Here is a 26,658-nt window from a genome sequence, read left to right as displayed (position 1 = left end):
AGATACGAATTATTGCTCGGTTTTGCCCATATGCTTCATGACTTTAGCGTCCAGATAGAAAATGAGCTCTTCCGCTATATTCGTACAATGATCTCCGAAACGTTCCATTTTCCGGATAACACCGGCCATATATAACCCTGCCAACGCGCTACCTTTATGCTCCTCTATATATTTGGCGATAATAGCGGTAGAATTATGATTGATCTCATCGATCAAATTATCCTTCAAGAAGATACGGGAAGCGATCTCTGAGCTTTCTTTCTCAAAAGCCTCTTTGGTGAGTGAGATCATGCTTAATAACTCCGACAGCATTTCTTCTACCCGGGTTTCCTTGACCAGTTGCGGATCAATCGGTTCCCCCTCGGGAAGGTTTCCTGCGAAACGGGCGATGCTTTCTGCGAAATCTCCCAGACGCTCTAGGTTTGTATTAATCTTATACATCGCCAATACGAAACGTAGGTCGATCGCTACCGGTGCGTACAAGGCGATGATATCCTCGCAATCACTATCGATCTTTAGCTCGAAAGCGTTTACCCGGCGTTCCCGGCTGATTACCTTATAAGCGAGTTCCTTATCTCCGGTAAGCATAGCCTCCCCTGCGTTGTATAATTGCTGGTGAACCAATGCCCACATCTCGCTGATACTATTTTTTAAAGAATGAATCTCCTGCTCTATAACCTTCATACTCTTCTAATTTTCAATTTTTAATTTTCAATTACCCAAACCGTCCGGTAATGTAATTCTGTGTAGACTCTTTCTCCGGATTGGTGAAAATCTTCCGGGTATTATCATATTCAATCAATTCCCCTAAATAGAAATATCCGGTCTTGTCGCTAACACGAGCCGCTTGTTGCATATTATGGGTAACGATTACGATCGTATAATCATTTTTCAGCTCATGTATCAAATCCTCGATCTTACTGGTTGAAATCGGGTCCAACGCGGAAGTCGGCTCGTCCATCAACAAGATAGAAGGCGAGATCGCCAAGGCACGGGCGATACATAAACGTTGCTGTTGTCCGCCGGAAAGAGCGAATGCCGATTCTTTCAGTTTATCCTTTACCTCGTCCCAAAGGACGACCTGCTTTAAAGTCTTGACCACCGTCTCCTCAATATAATTCTCATCGTTGACACCGTTTACCCGCAGGCCATAAGCGACATTCTCATAAATCGTCTTAGGAAAAGGATTCGGTTTCTGGAAAACCATCCCCACGTTTTTACGTAAGCGATCCACTTTCTCACTTTTCGTATAGATATCTCTTCCATCAATTAGGATCTGACCTTCCATGCGAGTGCCCGGAATCAAATCATTCATGCGGTTGAACAGGCGGAGGAAAGTAGACTTTCCGCAACCGGACGGTCCGATGAAAGCGGTGGACGTATTCGGCTCTATCTCCATGGAAATGTTCTTCAACGCATGGAAATCCCCATAATAAAAGTCTACGTTTTTAGCATCAATCTTTATCATAATTGTCTTATTTTTTTAATTCATTTTTACCTTCTTGGCGAAATAACTACGCAAGGCATTTGCCAAAAGGTTTACTAATAATACGATGACAATCAGTACGAGTGCCGTGCCATAAGCCATTCCCCGGGAAGCCTCGATATCCGTACCGCTTGTAGATATAACATATAAGTGATAGGGTAATGCCATACATTGGTCGAAAATACTTTTCGGTAATTGCGGCAAGAAATAAGCGGCCACCGTAAAAAGGATAGGAGCGGTCTCTCCGGACACACGCCCGATCGAAAGAATCAATCCCGTAATAATATTGGGGAACGCCATCGGTAGCACGACCCTGCGAATGGTCTGCAATTTCGTAGCCCCTAACGCTAGGCTACCGTGGCGGAAAGAATCATCGATACTTTTCAAAGCCTCTTCCGTCGTACGGATGATAAGTGGCAAGGACATCAGCGCCAAGGTAAACGAACCCGCTATAATTGAGTCTCCCCATCCCAAGGTGCTTACGAATAGAGACATACCAAATAACCCGAAAACAACGGATGGGACACCACTTAGATTATTCGTCATGATACGGATGAAGCGGATGAGTTTCCCGTTCGTGGCGTACTCGTTCATATAAATACCACTCATGATGCCGATAGGAAAACTAATCAAGCTACTTCCGATCACTAAATAGAGTGTACCTACGATAGCCGGAAAAATCCCCCCGGAGGTCATGCCCTCTTGGGGTGCTTGTGTCAGGAAATCCCAACTGATCACGCTCGCTCCCTTTAAGATAATGAATCCCAGTATTACGAATAAGATCACTACGACCAAATAACTCAGGAAAGAAAAGAAACCGAAAGCAACCTGTTGAGAGGCCCGTTTCCTCTTGTCTATATTCCCTAAATGTTGAATAGGTGCCATATCTTTAATTAAATTTTACGTTTGGATGAAATATATTCTACGGCGATGCTCAACCCCAAGGTGATGAGGAACAACACGGCTCCCAGCATAAACAAGGCTTGGTAATGTGCTCCACCTGCGGGAGCCTCACCCAATTCCGCCGCTATCGTGGCAGGAATTGTCCGTACCGGTTCGAAGAACGAGGTAGGGATAACGGCGGCGTTTCCGGTTACCATCAATACGGCCATCGTCTCACCGATCGCACGTCCTATACCTAATACGACAGCGGACGTGATACCGGATATGGAGTAGGGGATTATTACTTTATAGATGGTTTGCCATTGCGTGGCTCCCAATGCCAAGCTGGCCTCTTTCATGGCTCGTGGTGTAGTTCGCATGGCATCTTCCGCTACCGTGATGATGGTCGGCAACGCCATGATCGCTAAAACCACGCTTCCGGCGAAAGCGGTCTCGCCTACCGGAAGGTCTAAAGTCTTTTGGATAAGGGGAACGATCACCACCAATCCGAAGAAACCATAAACGACTGAGGGAATACCTGCCAGCAACTCGATAAGCGGTTTTAATAAATTGCGTGTTTTTGTATTGGCGATCTCTGCCATATAGATCGCTACCGCTACTCCGAAGGGGAGGGATAAGGCGATCGCACCTATACTTACCAACAGCGTTCCTAGTAATAGAGGGATCAGCCCAAAGATCGGAGCGGGAGTTGAGGTCGGATACCATTTCGTCCCTCCAAAGAATTCCGAAGGCTTGATCGTGGCTCCCGATATGATTTTTCCCGTAAAGTTTTCCGACTTGTATTGTTCCGGAAAGAATGCGATAATCCCGGGCTCTTTATGGATAAGTTCATTGATTTTCTCGGGAACATATTGAAATTCTTCACCTAGCTCTTCTTCCGTATAATAGTTGGTTAGATCCGAGAACCGGAAGACTAGTATATCTTGATTTTCTCCGTTTAAATCTTCCCAATTGGTGATATTGGCATCGAAGACATCCATGATTTGCTCGGGCGACAAATGTTCGACCGGATTTTCTTGATTCACGGCCAATATATATCCTTCCTCTACTTCCGGGCTGTTAAAAAGACCTGCGGCCTCTTTAAATAAGAAGACAATGATCAACAAGATCGTAAAGCTACTGACGCTTCCACTGATCAAGAATCCTCCTTCCACTAATTTTTCTATAAACTTTCTCACAATCTTTGCCTATTTATTCTGCTGCAAAGAAAGAGCCTCTATATTAAGGAGAGATTAAACCCGCTTGAAAGAATTGTTTCAAAATTATTACAAATGTATTACGCATTGTCTGCTATGAGAATAGGGCATGAGTTCGGTTGAACCCATGCCCTATGAATTATGCCTGTAATATGTTTGTATTACTTATTATACTTGCTCCAATCCACATTGTGCATATCTCCGCTGGCCGCTAGTTCCTCATGGAAAGCGAAACAGCATTTCAGGTTTTGAGGCGTATGTCCCTTGATACCCATAGCGAGGTACTCTTCCAATAACGGTTTGTAATCCGGGTGAACACAATTGTCGATGATACAACGAGCGCGTTGGATCGGAGATTTACCGCGTAAGTCCGCTACACCATATTCCGTGATGATGATCTTCACGGAGTGCTCGCTATGATCCAAGTGAGATACCATCGGTACGAACGCACTGATCTTTCCATCCTTCGCCGTAGACGGAGTCGTGAAGATCGACAACATAGCCGAACGGGTAAAGTCGCCGGAACCACCGATACCATTCATCATACGAGTACCGGATACGTGTGTAGAGTTGATATTACCGAAGATATCAGCCTCCAAAGCCGTATTGATCGCAACCAAACCTAAACGGCGGGCAACCTCCGGATTGTTTGAGATCTCTTGCGGACGAAGCAAGATCTTATCCTTGAAGAAATCAAGATTAGCGTAGATCTCACGGATCACCTCGTTACTTACGGACAAAGAGCAACCGCTGGCGAATTTAACGCGACCTTGTTTCATCAATTCGATAACCGCATCTTGAATAACCTCAGTATATACATTGAATGCGGGGATAGACTCATTAGCTCCCATGCAGCCCAAGACTGCGTTAGCCACGTTACCTACACCACTCTGCAATGGAACGAATTCTTTCGGAAGACGGCCGGCCTTGATCTCGCTAACCAAGAAGTCCGCAACGTTTTTACCGATCGCCATCGTAACATCATCCAGCGGAGAGAATTTTCCACCTTCATTCGGCTCATCGGTCCTTACCACACCAACGATCTTAGCCGGGTCTACTTTTACACAATCATTACCGATCCTGTCAGAAGGAGTGTAGATAGGGATCTCACGGCGTAAAGGAGGATCAGCCGGCTCGTAAATATCATGCATACCGCGGATTTCTTTCGGGTGACGGCAGTTCAACTCAACGATGATACGGTCTGCCATACGACAGATAGTAGGTAAGATACCAACACCTGAAGTCGGAACGATCTCACCATCCTCAGTAACATCGGCAGCCTCTACGATCGCTACATCGATCTTACCCAAGAATCCGTAACGCAAGCTTTGTGCCAATTCAGACAGGTGCAAATCGAAATATTGTGCCTGATGAGCGTTTAATGCGGCACGTAAGTCTTTGTTAGATTGATACGGTGTACGGAATTTAATAGCGTTAGCGCGAGCCAACTCTCCGTCTAACTTATCACCGGTAGAAGCTCCGGTAAACATACCGATTTGGAAAGGGTTACCTTTAGCGTGTTCTTCCGCTGCCTTCCGGGCGATAGCTCCGGGAACAACTTTCGGGCATCCTGCGGGTGTAAAACCACTGAAACCGACATTGTCATTATGATGCACATAAGATGCGGCTTCTTCAGCTGTAATGAATTTTAATGCCATGATAATTAGTTTTTATGTTTTTAGGTAAATACTTACTGTTCAATATTTCGGGCGCAAACTTACATAAAATTACGCTGAATCGAATATAAGTGTGGCGTAAATTAATACTTCCGGTTTAGAATCTCCGCGCAAATGATCGCTTTCTTCAATTCCTCGATATTCCTGAATGTATCTTCCGGCATAAGTCCCGGTTCTTCCTCGATAGCGCTCATCCTTGCGGATGGTCGGGACGCAATATGATTTGGGATATTCTTCTCTGCGGAAAGGAATGGAGAAGGGGCAGACGATGAGGTTGCGACCTTAGGCTTCTCAACCTTTGGCTTTACCTGCTTTTGTCGGGGAGCGGGCTTAGGTTTTTGCGTTTCTTTTTGCATATCCTCCAGTATCTCCCAGAAGCCTTTTCCTTCCGTAGGCTGGTCGTTAGGCACAATTTCCCTGTCGGGTTGCCCCAATATATCGGGACGACTCTTCTTCTTTTTGTCTTTCGAACTGAATAAGCCACTGACGGCGGCGATAATCAGGAAAACAATATATAACCAATCTCCTACGTTATCCATAAACTTTGATTATTTTTGCACCTCCAAATGTAAGAAGAATAATTGAAAAGTGAAAAGATGGGAGTATATAAAACATCAGATAGGTATAAAAGTAAATAAGGGTAACTTCACAGCCACCCTTATTCGATTTAACCAAAACCTTAACTATGAAAAAATTTACGTTTTTCGAATGCAAATATAACGGTGGGATTCGAACTATGCAAGCGTTTGCGTAATTATTTTTAAGAATCTTGCTTATTTAAATTCTATTAACATATAGTATGGTAAATCAAGAAAACGGTGTGGACTTAAAATCCGCTACCCAAAGCGATGAACGAAAGTTGTTTATCGAGACCTACGGCTGTCAGATGAATGTGGCGGACAGCGAAGTTGTAGCTTCTATCATGAAGATGGATGGCTATAGTATGACGGAGAATATCGAGGAGGCGGATGCCATCTTCGTGAATACTTGCTCCGTACGCGACAACGCCGAACAGAAAATCTATGGGCGGCTACAGTATTTCCAGTCTTTAAAACGGAAAAAGAAGTCATTAATTGTCGGTGTATTGGGATGTATGGCCGAACGAGTGAAGGAAGACCTGATCCATGTGCATCATGCCGACTTGGTGGTAGGACCGGATTCTTATCTGGACTTGCCGAACTTGGTGGGAGCGGTAGAGCACGGAGAGAAAGCGATCAACGTGGAGCTTTCTACCCAAGAGACCTATAAGGATGTTATTCCTTTGAAGTTACCGGGTGTACATATCTCCGGTTTCGTGTCTATTATGCGCGGTTGTAATAATTTCTGTACGTATTGCATCGTACCTTATACAAGAGGACGCGAGCGTAGCCGGGATATCGAGAGTATCTTGAATGAGATACGGGATATGCACGAGAAAGGCTTTAAGGAAGTTACGTTGTTGGGACAAAATGTAAACTCCTATTCTTTCGAGAAAGAAGGTGAGACCATAACCTTCCCGATCTTGTTGGATCGTGTGGCGAAAGAGGTTCCCGATATGCGAATTCGTTTTACGACCTCCCATCCGAAGGACATGAGCGATGATACCTTACGTGTGATTGCCGCAAACGACAATATCTGTAAGTTTATCCATCTGCCTGCCCAATCCGGCAGCAGTCGCATCTTGAAGGTCATGAATCGTAAATATACTCGTGAATGGTATCTGGACCGTATAGCGGCGATCCGTCGTATCGTACCGGATTGCGCTATCTCGACTGATTTATTCTGCGGTTTCCATTCCGAGACCGAGGAGGATTATCAAGAGACTTTATCCTTGATGCGTGAAGTGGGATATGATAGTGCTTTCTTATTTAAATATTCCGAACGTCCGGGTACATATGCCGCTAGCCATTTGGAGGATAATGTGCCGGAAGAAGAGAAGGTACGTCGTTTGCAAGGTATGATCGATTTGCAAAATAAGTTGTCCGAGGAAAGTAACTTGCGGGATATAGGCAAGACTTTCGAGGTTCTGATAGAAGGATTCTCGAAACGTTCCCGTGAGCAGTTGTTCGGACGAACCAGCCAAAACAAGGTGGTCATCTTTGATAAGAAGAACTATCATGTAGGTCAATTCATAAAAGTCAAGATCCATAAGGCTTCCTCGGCTACCCTGTTCGGGGAACCTGTGGAGGAATAAGAAAAAGAAAACGCCAATACGTTCCATTTCGAGCGATATTGGCGTTTCTCTTATTTAAAAATCTTATTCACAATGTAACATTCTCTATTGTGATTTGCTTCTGACAAGAATAATCACTAAATTTGTGTTATTCTAAAACAGGAAGTTATGTCAAGAGATGTGGTAAAACAAGAACTATTGGCGAAACTGAAGCAAGAACACTGCTTCTGGTCGTACAACGAAAACTCTATCAAGGATATTCCAGATGATATGCTGATAGAGAAAACTTTGTTGCATCTTGACTTGGAAGAAATAAACCAACTGTTTCTAATTTATCCTTTCAAGAAAATCAAGCAGGTGTGGCTGGATTATCTTGTTCCCCAAGCGGAATATCTCTACACGTTGAATCGTTTCTTCGCATGGTATTATTTCAAGGCAAAGAAGCCAGATGCTTATATAAAGTCTATGGCTACTCGCCACCTTAATAAAATGTTTGCATGAAAGGTTTAGCTCCACACACGCTGCAAGTTTTTGAAGCTGTCTCTAAGCTGGACTGCATCAAACCCTATCTCTTGGTAGGTGGCACTGCTTTGTCATTGCAAATGGGAACTCGGCAAAGTGAGGACTTGGACTTTATGAAATGGCGTACTTCTAAAACAGAGAAAATGGAAGTGGCATGGTATCAGATAGAGAAAGAGCTCGCTGCAATAGGTGACACTCAGCATAAGAACATTTTAGATATAGACCATGTGGAATATTTAGTGTCTGGAGTAAAGTTCTCGTTTTATGCCTGCCCCAAATATTCTCCTGTCAGTATGCCTGTGGAATATCTGAATAATCTCAGATTGGCAGATGTAAAGTCTATTGGAGCTATGAAGATGGAGGTGCTGCTGCGCAGGAGTAATTTTCGCGATTATTATGATATTTATTCCATCTTAAAGTCTGGTGTACCTATCAATGATTTGGTATCTTTAGCCCTCACTTACTCTGGACATAAATTGAAATCCAAAAACCTGTTGGCTATGCTCACCAACGGCTCTCGTTTTACAAGAGACTCCCATTTTGAACAACTTGCACCGACTTATGCTGTAACTGCTCAAGAAATAGAAGATTATATAAAGTCTTGTTTATTATAAACTGCTGCAACATTCTTGCGAATGGGGTTATATATAGAAATGAAAAAAACTAAATCATCTACCATATCTGCCATTATCTATATAAGTATCTAATTATAAGAAATTTGTTGAATGGTGGTAGATAATAAACATCTACCACTATCAGCTTGTATCTACCACTATTTACTGCTTTTCAACCACTAAATGCAGCCGTTCACTATTCGCTAACCACATTACTCGTTCTGTGACGGTATGCCAACAGGCTGTCTGCTTGGTTATTTGTATACTTTGTGTATTGATTTAAAATATTGAATAATAGGTATTTATAGTTTTTTAGGCATAAAACAAAAGTTATCATAGCGGAAAACTTTTGTTTTGTGCTTACGAAACTTTTGTTTTCCCTAGAAGAAACTATTTGTTCCCCTAAGGGAAACTCTTATTAACCCTATCGCTTTGCTCATGTCTTTCAAAAATAACACGTATTCTCATCCAATGCAAAGAAAAAGTATCAATGTTAAGTATAAGTGGTAGATGTTGAATGATAATTGTAGATGTCAGGCTATCTACAACCTATAGGTAATGCTTTGATTTATAAAGCATACATGGCGTAGTGGTAGATATTGCAGATGTTTTCATAAAATCAATATTGTAGAATTCCTTTTATCTCCATTATGTATAGTTGCAGTCTGATATTTGGTTAGTCATGCTATTCCACATGCTTTAAGAAGAGAATCTTATGGCTTATGATGATATGAAGTTTTTAGAGTAGAAAAAATTTTTACGTAAAAATCTTTGATCTATAAGTATTCTGTAATAGATAAAAACGCCTAGTCTAAACGATCGTTTATTCTAGGCGTTAAAGATAGGCTATATTTTTGAATAAAACAAAATCCAGAGAAACTTTTAAAAATTGATTATCAACGCATAAATGTAAATATGGACGCTTATGCGTTGAATTCAATAAAACGCCAGAATAAAATGATCGTTTAGACTAGTCGTTTTATAACCGATGATTTTGCATAACTGCTTGTAAATGATGATTATGAGAAGACTGATATGCAGGAAACTACAGAGTTTATGAATATAGGGTAAATGTTTTAAATAATTGAATATTACTAACTTATAAAAATTAATCGTATGAAAAGAAGACTACTTTTCTTGTTCGCCGTGTTTATGGTGGCAACGAGTGTGGGGTGGGGACAGACGGATTTGTATGTCAGCACTTCGGGTTCTGATGGTAACGGAGGTGGTGTGGAAGCTCCTTTGGCTACAATTGCGAGAGCGATTGAAAAAGCCACGGATGGGGCTACCATTCATTTGGCAGAGGGAACTTTTCCTGTTTCATCAACAATCCCTAAAGCGTTAACTATTGTTGGAGAAGGAAAAGATAAATCAGTTCTCAAAGGGTATCTCGTTATTTCAGCGGGTACGCAAAAGAACGTTTCTTTCCAAGATGTTCAATTGACGAATGATGCAAAAGTTTATAGTAGCCCCACGAAACCTGTACCTCTGATTTTAATGAAGGATCAAAGTGCGGTTTTATCGTTAAGAGGATGTGCTTTGATTAATAACGCAAAAGGATGGGGCAATGGTTATGGTGAAGGTGTATATAAAAAGATGGGTATCTCTATCCAATCTGATTCCACGGCTCTGGGTGGAGAGATTCATTTGATTAATTCTTCGATTATGATGGCAGCGGATTATCAAAGTGGTATTTCCTGCAATGGTGCGGTAAGCCAATTGACGATTGATCATTCCTCGATTACAGTTAATGAATATCCACGATCAGGCATATTTGGTATTGATGTGCATTGTGACGGTATGAACGTAGATATAAGTAAATCGACGATAGAATTAGGTAAATTTTATTATCCAATATATATCTTAGGCCCGAATCAGACTATAAATATAAAAGATGAATCACTTATTAAAGGTTGGTGTGCTATTTATGCTAATGCGGTATGTGATAACTCTGTGGTTAATGTCTCTTCTTCGAAGTTAGTAGGTTATAGTGAGATGACAGGCGCTAGTAATGGTTTCTCTACATTGCCTATACAAGCGACGATGAATGTGCGATATGTGATTACGGATTCGGAAATACAGACTTCCGTTAAAGATCAAACTATATCTCCGATGACTCCCATAAGTTTTGCGGAGAATACATATATTGAAGATTCTCATGCAAATAATTGCTATGTAGAATTGAGAGGTAATACTATAGTTAGCTTGATGCGCCAAGATAATAATCCGGCTTTCATTTCTGATGATTCTAATTACTTAAATAGAGTATTGGCTGATCAATCAGTAAAGTTTAGGACGGTAGATGCATCGGGTAATGAAATCTGTGAAGCCATTGTAATTCGTTCGGCGCAAGGTGATACGGTTCGTATGGCATTGGATACGACGGCATTTAAGAGTTGCTTGACCTCGGCTTTTGAGAATGATAATATTATTCTACCGATAGGTACTTATACTTTACCTCAGACATTGACATTGGATAGATCTCAAGGACTTATAGGTGCGGGTAAAGATAAAACAATTGTAAATGGACATATTTTCGTTAATTCACTATCCGCCGGTTCAGTTACATTGACCGCAAGCGACATGACCTTAAAAGGAACAGATAATTCCTCTGCGCATGGGCTTATTGGTATGATTGGAACGGGCAAGGATATCGTAAAGTTAATCAATTGTAAGTTAGATGGTGGTGCGGTTACCGCTCAGACCGCTGCCGTAGGTGTCCGTATGGAATCAGTGGGAGCGGAGTTAAGCTTGACGAATACGGATATCGATGTCAATTATTATGGAATAGGCTTACGGAATAAAGAGCAAGTCTTAGATATTACGGGAGGAACCTTTACCGCATGGGGGGCGATCATGACATCAGCCGGAAGTATGAGTCCAAGTGATGGTACATTAGCTAATACGAATACCCGGATAACGGCGAAAGACGCGACATTCATCAGTAGGACTCTTCTGAATGGGAAAAGCAATAGTTATGGAGCTGTTATTCTTCAGGAAAAATACAACGGAGTTACAGCTGATTTCACGAATTGCGAGTTGCGAGCGGTAGATGGATTAGATCCTTTGATAAATGCTACCCAAGCTACGGCTACGGATATACGTTCGTATGGAAATACGATCACATTTACAGGTTGTACGTTGTCTTCTTTGGAAGGAACGAATAATCTCCCGGATGGAAGTAACGGATATTTACATGCCGGAGTTATTCGGCTAGGTTGGGGTGGAACGGATGATCAGTCGACACTTGCGGAAAATACGATCACGATCAATAGTTCTACCTTGAACGGCAAGAAGGGAGAGAGCTGGGTTTATTCTCATCGCAAAAAGGAGGCGAAAAAATACGACAAGCTGACGATCAATGGAACTGTTTATGATCCGGCCTCGGGTCTTATTTGTTATGGAGGACCGGATATTCAGAGTAAGATAGATAATGCGGTAGCTGGAGAGACGATATCTGTTCCGGAGGGAGAGCATGCGGGTTTCAATGTCACTACCGCTGATATCCGGATAAAGGGAGTTTATGGAAAAACGATTATTAAAGGGCCGGAGAAGTATACGGGTTCTTCCATCGCTTGTGTCTCTGCGGATAAGGTGACTTTGATGAATCTTTCTTTCAAGAGTTCAACGGATGGCTCGAATCGTCCAACAGCATTGTTTGTCGGTGGAGGTACGGTGGAGATTGATAGTTGTATTTTTGAGGATAAGCTACTCCAAACAGGTTTATATTCGGAACCGGGTAGTACTCTTAAAGATGCGACCTTGTTGGTTCATAACAGTATTTTTAATGTATATGATAAGAATTTGTTGATCTCAGCGGGACGACTTAACGCTACGATCAAAAATAATGTTTTTACGGATAGTGATATTTCGCTAGCGAAGAATGACGGATTGAATGTCGTTGAATCGAATGAGTTCCATAATTGTATCGTGAAAGCTGAGGATGGTGTAACCTTCCAATATAATAAGATGTACCCGGGCGACCAAACATATGTGTATTCCATTCGTCCAGATAATTTTGCGGGAACGGTTAATGCGTCGAATAATTATTGGGGAAGTGATAACCCGGATTTCTCGGTCTTGATTGATAAAAGCAGGGCACCGAATGGATCTGTAGATTATTTCCCCTATTATTCGGATGTCGCTTTGAGTACCTTAATCTATAAGATGGTAACGATTTCAGAAGATACGGTCTGGGCCACTCCGCATCCAAATCAAAAGGTCACCATTTTAGATGGAGCGACTTTGACGTTATCTGCTCCAATGTCTTTAGATACCGTTACCATGAGAGAAGGTGCGCAAGTAAAGTCAAATCTTGCGGATCAAACAGGAAGCGTGACTACTAAGTCTCTTCGTTTCTCTCCGAATCTCTCCGGCACTGGGTGGAAGGCGTTTGGAATGCCATTTACCTCTGCCGTGATCAAGAACTCTACGGAGGAGGAGATCTCGGCTCCAAGTACTCAAAATGTTGATAATGGTATCTGGTTCGCAAGGTTGAAGGATAATAAGACTCCGGAGTTCGTGGTGGATGAGAGTGCTTTTGGCATGGCTGGTCTTTGGGCGGCTAATGGCGATACCTATACGATCTCTTCCGAAGGAGCTTTCGAATTCAAGACCTTGGAAGAACCTGCCGCTCCAACTGAAACAGGTACTTTCTTGATGTGCTCGAATCCGAATACATTTACGATTACCTTGAAACAATCCGCTTATATATTGACAGCGGATGGAACCTCTTTCGAGCAAGAGGCAAACCCGGAGATCAAGCCTTTCCAAAGCTTTGTCTTGACAGACGCCAAGACATTGAGTACGCTTCGCTCTTTACGTATCGGCGATGGCGTGGTTACGGGTAACCAGACGATCGAGCCGGTAGATGGTTATTACGTGACTACCGATCGTGGCGCTATCGTGATCCACACGCCGGAGCCTATGGACGTGGTGATCATCGGAATGAATGGCAAGGTCGCTTATCGTGGCGAGGTTACGGACGGACAGCGGATCATGCTTTCTTCGGGCATCTATGCCGTGAACGGTCAATTAGTAAGGGTTAAATAACGATTAAAACAAAGATAAACATGAAAAAGAGTATATTAGCGATATTCCTTGCTGTCATCGCGATGGCACAGGTACATGCGCAAGATTCAGATTTACGTTCCGCCCCGGATCTTCCGACGTTCAAGGTGACATTGAATTATAGCTCGGCGAATACGGATCAAGGAACCATAACCAGTACGGTAGCCACAGGTTCCAAGGTGGCATATAATAGTAAACCCGTTTTCACGATCACGGCGAAGCCCGGATATGTCCTGTCGGATATAACGATGAATACGGCTACTATTGGCACGTTGCCGAGCGGTACTTTTCAAAATGATAATACGACCACTTATTCCTATACTTCCACCGCTTTAACCGGTAGTACGGAAATCAAGGCGGTGTTCAAGGCAAAAGAGCAGGTGACGGTCACGATCTCTCCTGAGTATGCCACCTTGGATGAGATAAGGGCGAAGGTGAATTTGCCCAAGGTTACTTTTGACCCGGTTATTACGGGGTATAAAGTACAATACAGGGAGGATGGCTCTGCTGCTTTGACGGATGAGCTACCCGAAAAGGCTGGACTTTATTATGTTGTCGTAACCAAGTCGGAGACTGATACGCAAGCCGCCATAAACAAGGCGATTCTATTCAAGGTACAACCGCCCCATACGCTTTCCTACTCGTTTGAGGAGGCGCAAGGATCTGTAACCGCTTCTATGGATGGCTCCACTATCGCTAGTGATGGTGAGATCGTTTATAATAAGCCAGCCGTATTGAATATTACCTCCAAGCCCGGTTATGTGTTGAGCAAACTTACCGTAGATAATAATGAGGTGACTTTGCCGAAAGGAACTTTTAATTCTTCTACGAATGAGACTTCCTATGCGGATTATACGACATCGGCATTGACCGCTTCTACGGTTATTGACGTGCGATTTGCCGCGAAGAAAACCGTATCTGTAACAGCCAATCCATTATCTGCCACGAAGGATGAGGTTTTGGCTGGTAAGAATCTTCCGGTTATCACATTTACCCCCAATACGATAGCGGGGCAGAAGGTTCAATATAAGAACGCTTCCGGAGCTTTATCCGATAAACTTCCTGCGGCGGATGGTGTTTACACGATCGTCGCGACCAGTCCCGAGACTGCGGAATATGCCGCCTTGAAGGATGAGAACATGAAGTTTACGGTATCTAAAGCGAATGTATTAAATTATAACGTGGAAACGGCCGGACAAGGTACGGTTACCGCCAAGATGGGCTCTACGGACATGGCAAGCGGTAGCGAGATCATTAACGGGCAACCTGCCGTATTTACAATTATCGCTAACCCCGGATTTCTATTGAATAAGATTGTTGTGAATGGAACCGCGGTATCAGCCTTGCCAAAAGGCGCGCTTAATAAGGATAACACGATCTCTTATACCTATACGACCGCCTCGTTAACCGCCTCTACGACCTTGTCGGTAGGTTTCGCCGCGAAGAAAACGATTTCCGTGAGTGTAACAGGTTCTTCGGCGACAAAAGACGAGATCGTGGCCGGGAAGAATTTGCCGGTTATTAAGTTTACGCCGGAAATAGCGGGACAAGTGGCTCGATATCGTGCGGCCGATGGTTCGGAGACTTCCACGTTACCGCAGGTAGTCGGAGCTTATAAGATCGTCTTATTTAGTCCGGAGACTATGGAGTATGCCGCGTTAGAAGATTCCTCTAAAACGTTTACGATCCGTAATGCCAATACCTTGGCTTACGCTGTCGATGGTGGACAGGGTACGGTTACCGCCAAGATGGACAACAAGGACATCATGAGCGGTGGTGAGATCGCTTACGGTAAGCCCGTCATTTTCTCGATCGTATCGAATGCTAACTATAGGTTAAGGGCTATTAAGCAAGGCTCTTCGGACGTGGATATCTCGAAGATCAAGGGAACGTATGCTAATGGAAATACCTCTTACACGTACACGACTCCTAATCTGATGAGTGGCGATAGCTATACTTTTGCGTTCGTCTCCAAGGATACGGTGAGGTTCGTGGCTAACAACCTTGTCCAGACGGTCGGCTCCATCAAGCCGGTCACGGTAACAAGTGCTGTCGGGGATATCAAGATCGAATATCAATTGAGCGGTACGGCTTGGGTTACGGCATTGCCTTCCACGCTGGCCGTGGGTTCTTATAAGGCCCGTTTGAGCCGTGCGGAGGACTTGACATACCGTAGCCTCTCGGATACGGTTACGTTAGTGGTGGAGAGTAAGAAAGAGGTGGAGAGTTTGGTGTTACCTACTCCGGGCCGTATTGAGGAAGGACAGGCTTTATCGGCGTGTACCTTGATCGATGGTACTTCTTCCGGATCATTTATCTGGAAAGCTCCGAACGAGATCGCTTCTCCGGATAAGAAAAAGTACGACTTGATATTCGAACCGAATGATCCTGTTCACTATGCGGCTAAAGATACGTTTATAACCTTGAACGTAATTCCTGTTTATTCTATGAATGTTACCGCCGGTAATTTCGGTACTGTCATCTTGGAGGGGCGTACCGCAAATGATAAATACGCGAGAGGCTCGGTTTTGAAAGCGACAGCCGTCGCAGATAAGAATTACCGGTTTGCCGGCTGGAGTGATGGGAATACATCGGCTACACGGGAGTTGCAAGCGAATGCGAACTTGGATATCGTAGCCCGTTTTGATCCAGTCCTTTATGGCGTGACGTTTACGAATCCGATGAATGGTTCCTTGAAGGTCTTCGCGAATGGCGTGGAGGTAAAGAATGGTGCTGAGTTTTTGCAGGGAACCTTATTGACTATCACGGCGACTCCGGATGCGGGCTATATGGTTCAGTCCGTGAAGGTGAATGGGGCTTTGGTGAATAACGGTTCTTATACTTTGACACAAGCCGCTGATATATCGGCCGATTTCCTGCAAAAAGAACCGGATAAACATTTGGTAAAGGTTGGGGAGTTGAAGAATGGTAGCGTGAATCTGATCGAGGTGGATACGAAGGCGCCTGTTACTCCCGGTGAGGCTATCTCTGAAGGTGTGAAAGTGAAGGTGATAGGAAATGCGGATTATGGCTATGAGCTGGCATCCGTGAAAGTGGAAGGTGCGAATTATAATGAGGCTGATGGCTCATTTATGGTTGGGACCGGAGATGTTACGGTGAGCGCAAGTTTCCAATTGGTGAAATATCAAATAACCTCGGCGTTGAATATCCCCAATGCGGGTAAAGTCGTATTGAAAGATAAGGCCGGTAAAGAGGTGGCTTCCGGTTCTAAGGTTCCTTATATGACTCAATTGACCGCTTCTGTTGAGACGGAAACGGGATATCGTTTTATGAATATGATGGTGAACTCTTCCGAGATCAAGGATGGAGACGTATTCACCGTTTCCGGCCCTATGGTTGTTACCGCTAATTATGTGGAGAAGAAAGACTTGGCCTCGCTGATTGATAAGACGACGCAAACGGTAGTCTATAATAAGCAATACCGGAATTTCGAGGTTAAGATTACGGGCTATTCCGGTTTGGACTTTAAGGTCGCATATTCCCGGAGTGGGGTAGAAATGACAGAGAATCCTAAATCGGCCGGAACTTATAAAGTTCGGATTACCCGTGGCGAGGATGATTTATTTAAAGCCGTGGATGTAACTGCCGAGCTGATTATCAAGAAGGCTGGTATGGCATTGCTGAAAGAACCGACTATAGAAGGGGAGGATTATTCAAAGATTGACGCTAAACTTACTCAAGACTTCGAGGATGTGGAATGGAATCCTTCTACACAAAAATCGGCGCTTCGTGCGAACGTGACCGGAATCCCGACAAAGGATCAGGTAAATATTCTGCGCTTTACCCCACTTGACAAGAGTAATTATGAATCGGTAGATTATTCAATGCCGGTTGGTGAAGTAAAAACGTTTTCTTTAAGTGCCTCAAATACGGAGGTTACGAATGGAGGCTTGGTTATTCGCGATTATTCTAAAATTCCGGAGAATACGGTTTTAAAGTTGCGGGCGGTGGCTCCTAGCGAGAATCAGCGTTTTGATTCTTGGAGTGATAATGTCTCAAGCGCCGATAGAAAGAACACAGAGATAACGGTTACTTTGGCGGCTGATGCGACATACACCCCGAATTTTGTGAATAAACCTAAAATAGCGACGAACCCTTCTGACTTGGAGTTTGTTTATGATGGTTCCGTAAGGCTTGTGGAATTGAAAGACATTTTGAGCGGTAGTTATCCGACAGATGTAAATATTAAATATTCAAATACGGATGGATCGGCCGCTACCCCATTGAACGCAGGTACTTATCTTGTGACTGTAACACGTACCGGGGATGAGAACTGGCGATCCTTCGAGGCAACCAAGAAATTAGTGATAAAGAAAGCGAAGGTCGTAACGGTAGTGGCTCCTACCGCATCTACGATCACGGAAGGTCAGTCCTTGTCGGAATCCCTATTATCCGGTGGTGTTGCGAAAGGTGCCGATGGGACTACCATATCCGGTAAATTTGAATGGGCTGACGCGTCAGTTATATTGAAACCCGGCAATAGCCAGAAAAAGGAAGTGATCTTCACGTCGTATGATCCGAATTATGAGGATGCGACTACGGAAGCGGAGGTTACGGTGAAAAGTTCGGATGCGTTAGTTGTCACGTTCGCTCAACCGGAAAATGGTTCTTTGAAAGTCTATATGTTGAAGGGTGAGGGCGAGAAGACCGAGATAACGAGTGGAACCGCTGTGGCGAAAGCGACTAAGCTAATCATTGAGGCGGAAGCCAATCCGGATTATGAATTGGCCGTTATTCAAATAGGCGAAAAGAAGTATATGACTTCGCCTGTAGAGATTGAAGTCGATAAGTCCTTGGCTATTATGGCAGAGTTCAAGCCGGTTTCTACACCTCCGGGAACAGATGTGGCTGTTACGGGAGTTTCTTTGAATATCACGTCCAAGGCATTGGCCGTAGGTGAATCTTTCGCCTTGCAAGCGAAAGTTACCCCTAATAACGCCACTATGAAAACCGTCTCTTGGAGCAGCAGCGACGAGACGGTGGCTACTGTTGACGCGGATGGTGTCGTTACCGCATTGAAGATCGGTACCTGCAAGATTACCGTGGCTACCGATGATGGAAACAAGACGGCGTCTTGTGTGGTAACTGTCTCCGGCACGGTAGGTATCGAGCAAATCATCAACGATCATCAAATCTATTGCGAGCGAGGTGCGATAACCGTTCATCCGGCCCGTCCAATCTCGATCCGTATCATAGCGGTGACTGGAGTTAGCCTGTATGGCGATTCAATTATCGGAACTACCCGTATCCCGGTATCTACCGGCATCTATCTGGTGGAGATTATCGAGAATGGAAAGCGCATGACTACGAAAGTAAACGTTCGCTAGCAATATCATTAAAAAATACTAACCCTTGAGTCTTTAATGTTGGGGAAGGCCGCTAGGAACATCTTGTTCCGGCGGCCTTCTTTTTTATCCTAGAAGCTTTACTTTATCTGTTTTTGTTCTGATATAATTAAATAAAACGTTATCTTTGTATCATAGAAAATTAAAACAGAAAGCCTTATGGAAAAAAATGAAGAAAAGAAAAAGGAAGAAAATGCCAAAACTAAAACAACTGTGGCGAAGACTGGAAAAAGAAAGGTAAGTAAGACATGGGAAGCTATGCAGCGGTTAAAGGGAAGTCTGATTGTAAATGACCCCAAATTTTTACTGTAAATGCGATATCTCATTGACACGAATATTTTTGTATATATGGCATCTGATCCCGAATATCTAAATAGGGATATAGATGCTATTATCCAAGATCCGGAAACCCTTCTTTATATAAGTGCCGAGTCCGTACGTGAGCTGATTGTCGCTTATCGAAATAAAGGACTGTGTTCTAAACGATGGAAGTCGGCAGAAGCGATGATCGTCGCCATAGAAAAGGAGTTTTATGTGAAAATATTGCCATTGAAAAAAGAACATATGCAAACGTATGCGCATATGGAGATCAATGAGGCACAGGGACACAAAGATCCCTCAGACCACGTAATTATTGCGCATGCCATAACGGAACATCTACCGCTTATTTCAAGTGATACCCGTTTCGGATTCTATAGAAGTCAAGGGTTGGACTTGGTATTCAATCAGAAATAATCTATATATTGTATATGTACGAATAGCCTTTGTTAGAGTTGTAGAGGTTAAATATTCTAAAACCCTTTCGGCTTACTTATTTTATTCGTTCTTTTGCAAGAAAATTGGGAGGTGTGTTCTCTGTACGCATCTCCTTAATTTATTTAACGTTAATAAGTGAGAGTCTGATGGCTGAAAATAAAAAAGTTAGTTCTGTTTCTTTCTTTAACTCCCGGCTTACGTCTGTTATTAGTATCTCCTTGGTACTATTCTTGCTAGGACTCATTCTATTGATAGGGATGTTGGGTAATAAACTCTCCGTTTATGTGAAAGAGAACTTATCTTTCTCCATCGTGCTGAAAGATAACCAAAAAGAAACTGAGATAAAGAAAATGCAGAAGAGCTTGGATGCTCTTCCTTTTATAAAATCAACCGAGTATATATCGAAAGAGCAAGCCGCGAAAGAGTTGGAAGAAGAACTGGGCGAGAATCCGGAAACCTTCTTAGGCTTTAACCCTTTACAGGCCTCGATTGAGGTGAAACTGCATTCGGAGTACGCCAACCCCGATAGCCTCCAAGTGATAGAGAAGAAGATTAGAAACTATACGTCGGTCTCGGAGCTGCTTTACCGAAAGGATATGATGGAGATGGTCCATAATAATATGAAGCGGTTGGGCTTGATCTTGCTAACCTTGGCTGCGGTACTGATGATTATCTCGTTCGTGTTGATCAGTAATACGATCCGCCTGTTGATTTATTCCAAACGATTCTTAATTCATACGATGAAGCTAGTGGGGGCTACTTCCGGCTTTATACGTAGGCCTTTTGTGAAATATAACATAGTAAGTGGCATTTTCGCCTCTATCTTGGCAATATTGATGCTAACCGGAGCGTTATATTATTTGCAAAATGAATTGAAAGGTTTTATCCAGATATTGGATATGCAAACATTATTATTGGTTTATGTGGCAGTGTTTGCTTTAGGTATTGTCTTGTCCGTGATCGCGACCATTTTTGCCGTGAATAAATATTTGCGGATGGGGGGCGATAAGTTGTATTATATTTAATGTACGAATAATAAAGAGTTGAGAAAGATGGCTAAAAGAGATTTTGCTTTCGGAAAAGAGAATTTTATACTGATTGCGGTAGCGGTTGCCTGCATCGTGCTTGGTTTCATATTGATGAGTGGTGGAGGTTCCGGGGATAATACGTTCAATCCCGATATATTCAGCGCCCGCCGTATCGTGGTAGCTCCGGTGGTTACGGTTATTGGTTTCGTGATGATGATTTTTGGAATCTTGAAGAATAGCAAAGATAAAGAAGTAACAGAATGAGTTGGTTTGAGGCCTTGATACTGGGTATCGTACAGGGATTGACCGAATATCTGCCGGTGAGCAGTAGCGGTCATTTAGCGATTGGTTCCGCTTTGTTTGGTATAGAGGGAGAGGAGAATCTCGCGTTTACTATCGTCGTGCATGTGGCGACCGTATTCAGTACGTTAGTGGTTTTATGGAAGGAAATCGATTGGATATTCCGTGGTTTGTTTAAATTTCAGATGAACGCGGAGACGAAGTATGTGATCAATATCTTGATTTCCATGATTCCGATCGGGATCGTTGGGGTATTCTTTAAAGATACGGTAGAACAAATCTTTGGATCGGGTTTATTGGTCGTTGGTTGTATGCTGCTATTGACGGCGGCTTTGCTGGCATTTTCGTATTATGCCAAACCACGCCAGAAAGAGTCGATCTCGATGAAAGACGCTTTTATTATCGGTCTGGCTCAGGCTTGCGCCGTGATGCCGGGTTTGTCACGTTCCGGATCAACGATCGCTACCGGTTTGTTATTGGGAAATAATAAGGCGAAACTAGCCCAGTTCTCTTTCTTGATGGTAATACCTCCGATCTTGGGAGAGGCTTTGTTGGATGTGATGAAGATGGTGAAAGGTGAAGATGTGGCCGGGAGCATTCCCGCGTTATCATTAGCGGTAGGTTTCGTGGCCGCTTTTGTTTCCGGTTGCGTGGCCTGTAAATGGATGATCAACATCGTGAAAAAGGGGAAACTGATTTATTTCGCTATCTATTGCGCGATCGCGGGATTGGTGACAATTGCTTGTACATTACTGAAATAAAGAATGGATTTTATAGCTGGAGAGATTTTATATTTTAATAAACCGCTAACGTGGACTTCTTTTGACCTAGTTAATAAATTTCGCTATAAGCTAAGTCGGAAACTGAAGGTAAAGAAGATTAAAGTTGGACATGCGGGGACACTGGATCCCTTGGCTACAGGTGTGATGATCGTTTGTACCGGAAGGGCTACGAAGCGGATCGATGAGTTTCAATATCAGACGAAGGAATATATCGCTACGTTGAAGTTGGGAGAGACTACCCCGTCTTTCGATTTGGAGAAAGAGATAGACGCCGTGTATCCCACGGAACATATAACCCGTGAGCTCGTGGAGGAGGTTTTAAAGACATTCGTGGGTACGATCCAACAGATTCCCCCGGTGTTCTCCGCTTGCAAAATCGAAGGTAAACGTGCTTATGAGCTAGCCCGGAAAGGAGAGGAGGTTGAACTAAAATCCAAGACATTGGTTATAGACGAACTGGAGTTGCTGGAGTGCGATTTGCCTGTTATAAAGATACGGGTGGTATGTAGCAAAGGTACCTATATTCGTGCGTTGGCTCGTGATATCGGGAAGGCCTTGGATTCCGGCGCTCATTTGATTGGCTTGGAACGGACTCGCATCGGAGAGGTAACCTTGGATATGTGTATGTCTCCGGAGGAGATCGATGATTTCTTAGAGAAGAATGTGGTAAAAATAGAAGAAGAAAAATAAATAGAGTGCATTATGAAGCTTTCGAAATTCAAATTTAACTTACCGTCGGAATTAATCGCTTTACATCCGGCGAAGAACAGAGATGAGTCGAGGTTGATGGTCGTTCATCGTGATACAGGTGAGATCGAGCATCGCGAATTCAAGGATATTCTAGACTATTATGGAAAAGGTGACGTGTTTATCTTTAATAACACGAAAGTGTTCCCCGCTCGCTTGTACGGTAACAAGGAGAAAACAGGGGCGCGTATCGAGGTGTTCTTGTTGCGCGAGCTGAACGAGGACTTACGTTTGTGGGACGTATTGGTGGATCCGGCTCGTAAGATCCGTATCGGTAATAAGTTATACTTTGGCGAGGATGATTCCATGGTCGCGGAGGTAATTGATAATACGACTTCGCGTGGTCGTACGCTCCGTTTCTTATATGACGGGAACCACGACGAGTTTAAGAAGGCTTTGTATGCCTTGGGCGAGACTCCGCTGCCTAAGTATATCGAACGTGAGGTGGAACCGGAAGACGAGGATCGTTATCAGAATATTTTTGCTGCGGAAGAAGGTGCGGTTGTGGCTCCTGCTGCGGGATTGCATTTTAGCCGTGAGTTGATGAAACGCTTGGAGATCAAGGATTGCCAGTTCGCTTTCTTGACATTGCATTCGGGCTTGGGTAATTTCCGTGAGATCGACGTGGAAGATTTGACAAAGCATAAGATGGATTCTGAGCAAATGGTCGTAAATGCCGATGTAGTGGATATCGTGAACAAGGGAAAGGATGAGGGGCACAAGGTTTGTGCGGTCGGAACTTCCGTGATGCGTGCGATCGAGACGGCCGTAAGTACGGATGGTCATCTGAAAGAGTTCGAGGGCTGGACGAATAAGTTTATCTTCCCTCCGTATGATTTCAGCGTGGCTACCAGCATGGTGACAAATTTCCACATGCCGTTGTCTACATTATTGATGATGACAGCTTCTTTCGGTGGTTATGAGTTGATCATGGACGCTTACGATATCGCTTTGAAAGAGAAATATCGTTTCGGTGCTTACGGCGACGCTATGCTAATCCTTTAATCCGGTTTCTATGGCGACAGCTTACCTTGGATTAGGTACGAACGTAGGTAATAAACGAGGAAATTTGGTGACAGCGGCGGCGCTGTTGGCTGAAAGGGTGGGAGATGTTCTTGCCCTTTCTGATATGTATGAGACGGAGCCTTGGGGATTTGAATCGGACAACACTTTCTTGAACGCCGTGATCGTTATGACGACGGAACTTTCCCCTATGGAATTATTAGACGCTACCCGTTTGATCGAGATCGAGATGGGACGTATCGAAAAAAGTGACGGTGCGTATCATGACCGTATCATCGATATCGATCTGTTAATGGTGGATGAGCAAATCCTGCATACGGAGCGGCTGACGCTACCGCACCCTCTGATGCACAAACGGTCGTTTGTAATGGAACCGTTGGCAGAAGTAGCTCCGTCGGTGAAACATCCTGTGTTTGGCAAGACGATGCGTGAACTTTTATCCGAATTATAAGTTTTAATTATGAACTACGAGATTTGAGTTATGAATAAAGAAATTAATAAAGCGATGACGCAAGGGATCGTCTTCAAGAAAGCGAAAGGCGAAGCGGAAGATTCGAATGGTAAGAAAATCAAGTTCTCTGATTTCTTGAAAGGGACACATGGCTCTGATTCAGCGAAATGGAAGGCCGGTTTTAAATATAAAAAAGCCTTACGTAATTCCAAAAAGAAGAAATAATTTTCAATTTTCAACTTTCAATTCTCAATTATTGCGTATCTTTGCGAATGAATTGACGTGGATAGATTTGTATTGCTTGCAACCACGGGAAAAAATGCTAAAAACATATCCTTTTCGTTGCCGTCCGGCAGAAAAATCCTTCCAAGTTCAATTCAGTTGTAGATTAGTAATCTTTTCAATTTAAAACGATGAGTTATTTATTCACCTCCGAATCGGTGTCTGAAGGGCACCCCGATAAAGTAGCCGATCAAATATCGGATGCTTTGCTGGATGAGTTCTTGGCGTATGACAAGAATTCGAAAGTTGCTTGCGAAACCCTTGTTACAACCGGACAGGTTGTCTTGGCTGGAGAAGTTAAATCAAGTGCGTATGTGGATGTGCAGGAAGTGGCACGTGGCGTGATCGAGAAGATTGGTTACACGAAAAGCGAGTACCAGTTTGAAGCGAAGTCATGTGGTGTGTTCTCTTCTATCCATGAGCAGAGTGGCGACATCAACCGTGGCGTAGAGCGTGCGGATCCCTATGAGCAGGGTGCCGGCGACCAAGGTATGATGTTCGGTTATGCTACTAATGAGACTGAGAATTACATGCCTTTGGCGTTGGACTTATCTCATAGTTTATTATGGGAATTGGCGAAGATCCGTAAGGAAGAACCGGATTTGATGCCTTATTTACGTCCGGACGCTAAGAGTCAGGTTACGATTGAATACGATGATAACGGTAAGCCATTGCGTATCGATACGATTGTGGTATCCACGCAGCATGATGAGTTTATCGGTCCGAAAGGTATTTCACAGAAGGAAGCGGATGAGGCTATGCAAAAGAGGATCGCCTTAGACGTGAAGAAGATATTGATACCTCGTGTGAAGGCTCAATATCCGGCTCATGTACAGGCTTTGTTTAATGATAATATCATTTATCATGTGAACCCGACCGGTAAGTTCGTGATCGGTGGTCCTCACGGTGATACCGGTTTGACCGGCCGTAAGATCATCGTGGATACATACGGTGGCAAAGGTGCTCATGGCGGTGGTGCTTTCTCTGGAAAGGACCCTTCTAAGGTAGACCGTTCGGCTGCTTATGCCGCTCGTCATATCGCTAAGAATATGGTTGCCGCCGGTGTGGCGGATGAGATGCTGGTACAGGTGTCTTATGCGATCGGTGTGGCTAAACCGATGAATATTTTCGTGAATACTTTTGGCCGTGCGAAGGTGAATATGACAGACGGAGAGATCGCCGCTAAGATCTGGGATATCTTCGATATGCGTCCGAAAGCGATCGAGGAGCGTTTGAAATTGCGTAACCCGATTTATTTCGAGACCGCTTCTTATGGTCATATGGGACGCAAACCCCAGACGGTGACGAAGACATTCTCTTCCCGTTATTTGCAGAAGCCGGTTACTTGTGATGTGGAGTTATTCACATGGGAGAAATTGGATTATGCAGATAAGATCAAGGACGTGTTTGGTCTATAAAAAATAAGTGGAAAAAGTAAGCTGGCTTAAATGGCGAAGTATGTTAAGATACTTTGCCATTTAAGTTAAGATACTTAGCCGATGAAGTTAAGATACTTTGCCAAGTATGTTAACTTACCCTTCCTCTTGGAGCATTTCTACTTCTTTTACTTTCCTGAACAGGTCGGACGCAAAGATGAAATCGTTCAACGCTTGGTTATTAGAGGTGATTACCTGCTCTTTTGTTCCTTGCCATTCCTTCACGCCTTCCTTAATAAAGACGATATTATCACCAATATTCATCACGGAGTTCATGTCGTGGGTATTGATAACGGTCGTCATATTGTACTCCACCGTAATGTCGTGAATCAAATCATCGATCAATAGAGAAGTCTTGGGGTCTAGTCCGGAGTTCGGCTCATCGCAGAACAGGTATTTAGGATTTAGGGAGATCGCTCTTGCGATGGCGGCACGTTTCATCATACCTCCACTGATCTCGGAAGGATATAGATGTCCGGCCTCGGACAGGTTTACACGTTCCAAACAGAATTCCGCACGTTTCCTGCGCTCTTTCGTTGAGTCTTTAGAGAACATATCTAAAGGAAACATTACGTTTTCCATTACCGTCATGCTGTCGAATAAAGCGGAACCTTGGAACAACATACCCATTTCCCGACGCAGCATATTTAACTCATGCTTGTTCATCGTGATCAAGTCTCTGCCGTCGTATAATATCTGTCCGGTATCAGGTTTCATTAACCCGATGATATTCTTGATCATTACCGTTTTACCCGAACCGCTTCGTCCGATGATCAGATTCGTCTTACCATCCTCGAACGTCGTACTTATATCTTTCAAGACGACACGTCCATCGAAAGACTTCGTTATATTCTTAACTTCGATCATT

Annotated in this window: 22 protein-coding genes; 15 read left to right on the top strand and 7 right to left on the bottom strand. The window is 43.6% G+C overall.

Features of this window, described 5'->3' with window-relative positions; all coding sequences use genetic code 11:
* Positions 1-9: 9 nt before the first annotated feature.
* The 6 genes from phoU to ACESPU_RS11055 all read right to left on the bottom strand — a co-directional run bounded on the left by phoU (position 10) and on the right by ACESPU_RS11055 (position 5,800).
* The gene (gene phoU / locus ACESPU_RS11080) at positions 10-684 is read right to left on the bottom strand and encodes a phosphate signaling complex protein PhoU (protein WP_005853873.1); all 675 of its coding nucleotides are present in this window, start codon (positions 682-684) and stop codon (positions 10-12) included.
* Between the two features lie 31 nt (positions 685-715).
* On the bottom strand, positions 716-1,468 hold the full coding sequence (pstB, locus tag ACESPU_RS11075) for a phosphate ABC transporter ATP-binding protein PstB (RefSeq protein WP_005867076.1): 753 nt from the start codon (positions 1,466-1,468) through the stop codon (positions 716-718).
* A 15-nt stretch (positions 1,469-1,483) separates the two neighbouring features.
* Complete coding sequence (gene pstA / locus ACESPU_RS11070) at positions 1,484-2,371, bottom strand: phosphate ABC transporter permease PstA (protein WP_005867077.1); 888 nt, start codon at positions 2,369-2,371, stop codon at positions 1,484-1,486.
* 8 nt (positions 2,372-2,379) lie between these two features.
* Positions 2,380-3,567, bottom strand: coding sequence for a phosphate ABC transporter permease subunit PstC (gene pstC / locus ACESPU_RS11065; RefSeq protein ID WP_005867078.1), 1,188 nt, complete (start codon positions 3,565-3,567; stop codon positions 2,380-2,382).
* 179 nt (positions 3,568-3,746) lie between these two features.
* A complete protein-coding gene (locus ACESPU_RS11060; protein WP_005867081.1) occupies positions 3,747-5,243 on the bottom strand; it encodes an acetyl-CoA hydrolase/transferase family protein in 1,497 nt (498 codons plus the stop codon).
* Positions 5,244-5,344: 101 nt separating this feature from the next.
* The gene (locus ACESPU_RS11055) at positions 5,345-5,800 is read right to left on the bottom strand and encodes a hypothetical protein (protein ID WP_057326847.1); all 456 of its coding nucleotides are present in this window, start codon (positions 5,798-5,800) and stop codon (positions 5,345-5,347) included.
* A gap of 260 nt (positions 5,801-6,060) precedes the next feature.
* Here ACESPU_RS11055 and miaB point away from each other — a divergent pair, with 260 nt between their 5' ends.
* From miaB to metK, 15 genes are all read left to right on the top strand, one after another.
* On the top strand, positions 6,061-7,434 hold the full coding sequence (gene miaB, locus ACESPU_RS11050; protein ID WP_005853885.1) for a tRNA (N6-isopentenyl adenosine(37)-C2)-methylthiotransferase MiaB: 1,374 nt from the start codon (positions 6,061-6,063) through the stop codon (positions 7,432-7,434).
* Between the two features lie 147 nt (positions 7,435-7,581).
* Entirely contained in the window at positions 7,582-7,914 is a 333-nt protein-coding gene (locus ACESPU_RS11045) for a hypothetical protein (RefSeq protein ID WP_009017956.1), read from the top strand.
* On the top strand, positions 7,911-8,549 hold the full coding sequence (locus ACESPU_RS11040) for a nucleotidyl transferase AbiEii/AbiGii toxin family protein (RefSeq protein WP_009017957.1): 639 nt from the start codon (positions 7,911-7,913) through the stop codon (positions 8,547-8,549). The genes ACESPU_RS11045 and ACESPU_RS11040 overlap by 4 nt, the downstream gene beginning before the upstream one ends.
* Positions 8,550-9,665: 1,116 nt before the next feature.
* The gene (locus tag ACESPU_RS11035; protein WP_373133363.1) at positions 9,666-13,601 is read left to right on the top strand and encodes a DUF1565 domain-containing protein; all 3,936 of its coding nucleotides are present in this window, start codon (positions 9,666-9,668) and stop codon (positions 13,599-13,601) included.
* A gap of 20 nt (positions 13,602-13,621) precedes the next feature.
* The gene (locus tag ACESPU_RS11030; protein ID WP_373133362.1) at positions 13,622-18,967 is read left to right on the top strand and encodes an Ig domain-containing protein; all 5,346 of its coding nucleotides are present in this window, start codon (positions 13,622-13,624) and stop codon (positions 18,965-18,967) included.
* 177 nt (positions 18,968-19,144) lie between these two features.
* The gene (locus ACESPU_RS11025; protein WP_005853901.1) at positions 19,145-19,297 is read left to right on the top strand and encodes a hypothetical protein; all 153 of its coding nucleotides are present in this window, start codon (positions 19,145-19,147) and stop codon (positions 19,295-19,297) included.
* Positions 19,298-19,720 (top strand): type II toxin-antitoxin system VapC family toxin, encoded by a 423-nt coding sequence (locus ACESPU_RS11020; RefSeq protein WP_122378537.1) that lies wholly within the window; start codon positions 19,298-19,300, stop codon positions 19,718-19,720.
* Between the two features lie 167 nt (positions 19,721-19,887).
* Positions 19,888-20,766, top strand: coding sequence for an ABC transporter permease (locus ACESPU_RS11015; protein ID WP_036618454.1), 879 nt, complete (start codon positions 19,888-19,890; stop codon positions 20,764-20,766).
* 27 nt (positions 20,767-20,793) lie between these two features.
* The gene (locus tag ACESPU_RS11010; RefSeq protein WP_005853907.1) at positions 20,794-21,033 is read left to right on the top strand and encodes a DUF3098 domain-containing protein; all 240 of its coding nucleotides are present in this window, start codon (positions 20,794-20,796) and stop codon (positions 21,031-21,033) included.
* Positions 21,030-21,830, top strand: coding sequence for an undecaprenyl-diphosphate phosphatase (locus ACESPU_RS11005; RefSeq protein WP_005867094.1), 801 nt, complete (start codon positions 21,030-21,032; stop codon positions 21,828-21,830). The genes ACESPU_RS11010 and ACESPU_RS11005 overlap by 4 nt, the downstream gene beginning before the upstream one ends.
* A gap of 3 nt (positions 21,831-21,833) precedes the next feature.
* The gene (gene truB / locus ACESPU_RS11000; protein ID WP_005867095.1) at positions 21,834-22,541 is read left to right on the top strand and encodes a tRNA pseudouridine(55) synthase TruB; all 708 of its coding nucleotides are present in this window, start codon (positions 21,834-21,836) and stop codon (positions 22,539-22,541) included.
* Positions 22,542-22,553: 12 nt separating this feature from the next.
* Positions 22,554-23,603, top strand: a complete 1,050-nt coding sequence (gene queA / locus ACESPU_RS10995) for a tRNA preQ1(34) S-adenosylmethionine ribosyltransferase-isomerase QueA (protein ID WP_005853911.1) — start codon at positions 22,554-22,556, stop codon at positions 23,601-23,603.
* 10 nt (positions 23,604-23,613) lie between these two features.
* A complete protein-coding gene (gene folK / locus ACESPU_RS10990) occupies positions 23,614-24,072 on the top strand; it encodes a 2-amino-4-hydroxy-6-hydroxymethyldihydropteridine diphosphokinase (RefSeq protein ID WP_005867096.1) in 459 nt (152 codons plus the stop codon).
* A gap of 30 nt (positions 24,073-24,102) precedes the next feature.
* Positions 24,103-24,297, top strand: a complete 195-nt coding sequence (locus ACESPU_RS10985) for a hypothetical protein (protein ID WP_008778718.1) — start codon at positions 24,103-24,105, stop codon at positions 24,295-24,297.
* A 188-nt stretch (positions 24,298-24,485) separates the two neighbouring features.
* On the top strand, positions 24,486-25,772 hold the full coding sequence (gene metK, locus ACESPU_RS10980) for a methionine adenosyltransferase (protein ID WP_005867099.1): 1,287 nt from the start codon (positions 24,486-24,488) through the stop codon (positions 25,770-25,772).
* 114 nt (positions 25,773-25,886) lie between these two features.
* Here metK and ACESPU_RS10975 read toward each other — a convergent pair whose 3' ends face one another.
* The gene (locus ACESPU_RS10975) at positions 25,887-26,657 is read right to left on the bottom strand and encodes an ABC transporter ATP-binding protein (protein WP_048928523.1); all 771 of its coding nucleotides are present in this window, start codon (positions 26,655-26,657) and stop codon (positions 25,887-25,889) included.
* Position 26,658 lies beyond the last annotated feature (1 nt).

It is taken from the genome of Parabacteroides sp. 20_3 (assembly GCF_964238835.1).
Classification (GTDB): domain Bacteria; phylum Bacteroidota; class Bacteroidia; order Bacteroidales; family Tannerellaceae; genus Parabacteroides; species Parabacteroides distasonis.
This window is presented reverse-complemented; position numbering and strand designations above follow the sequence as displayed.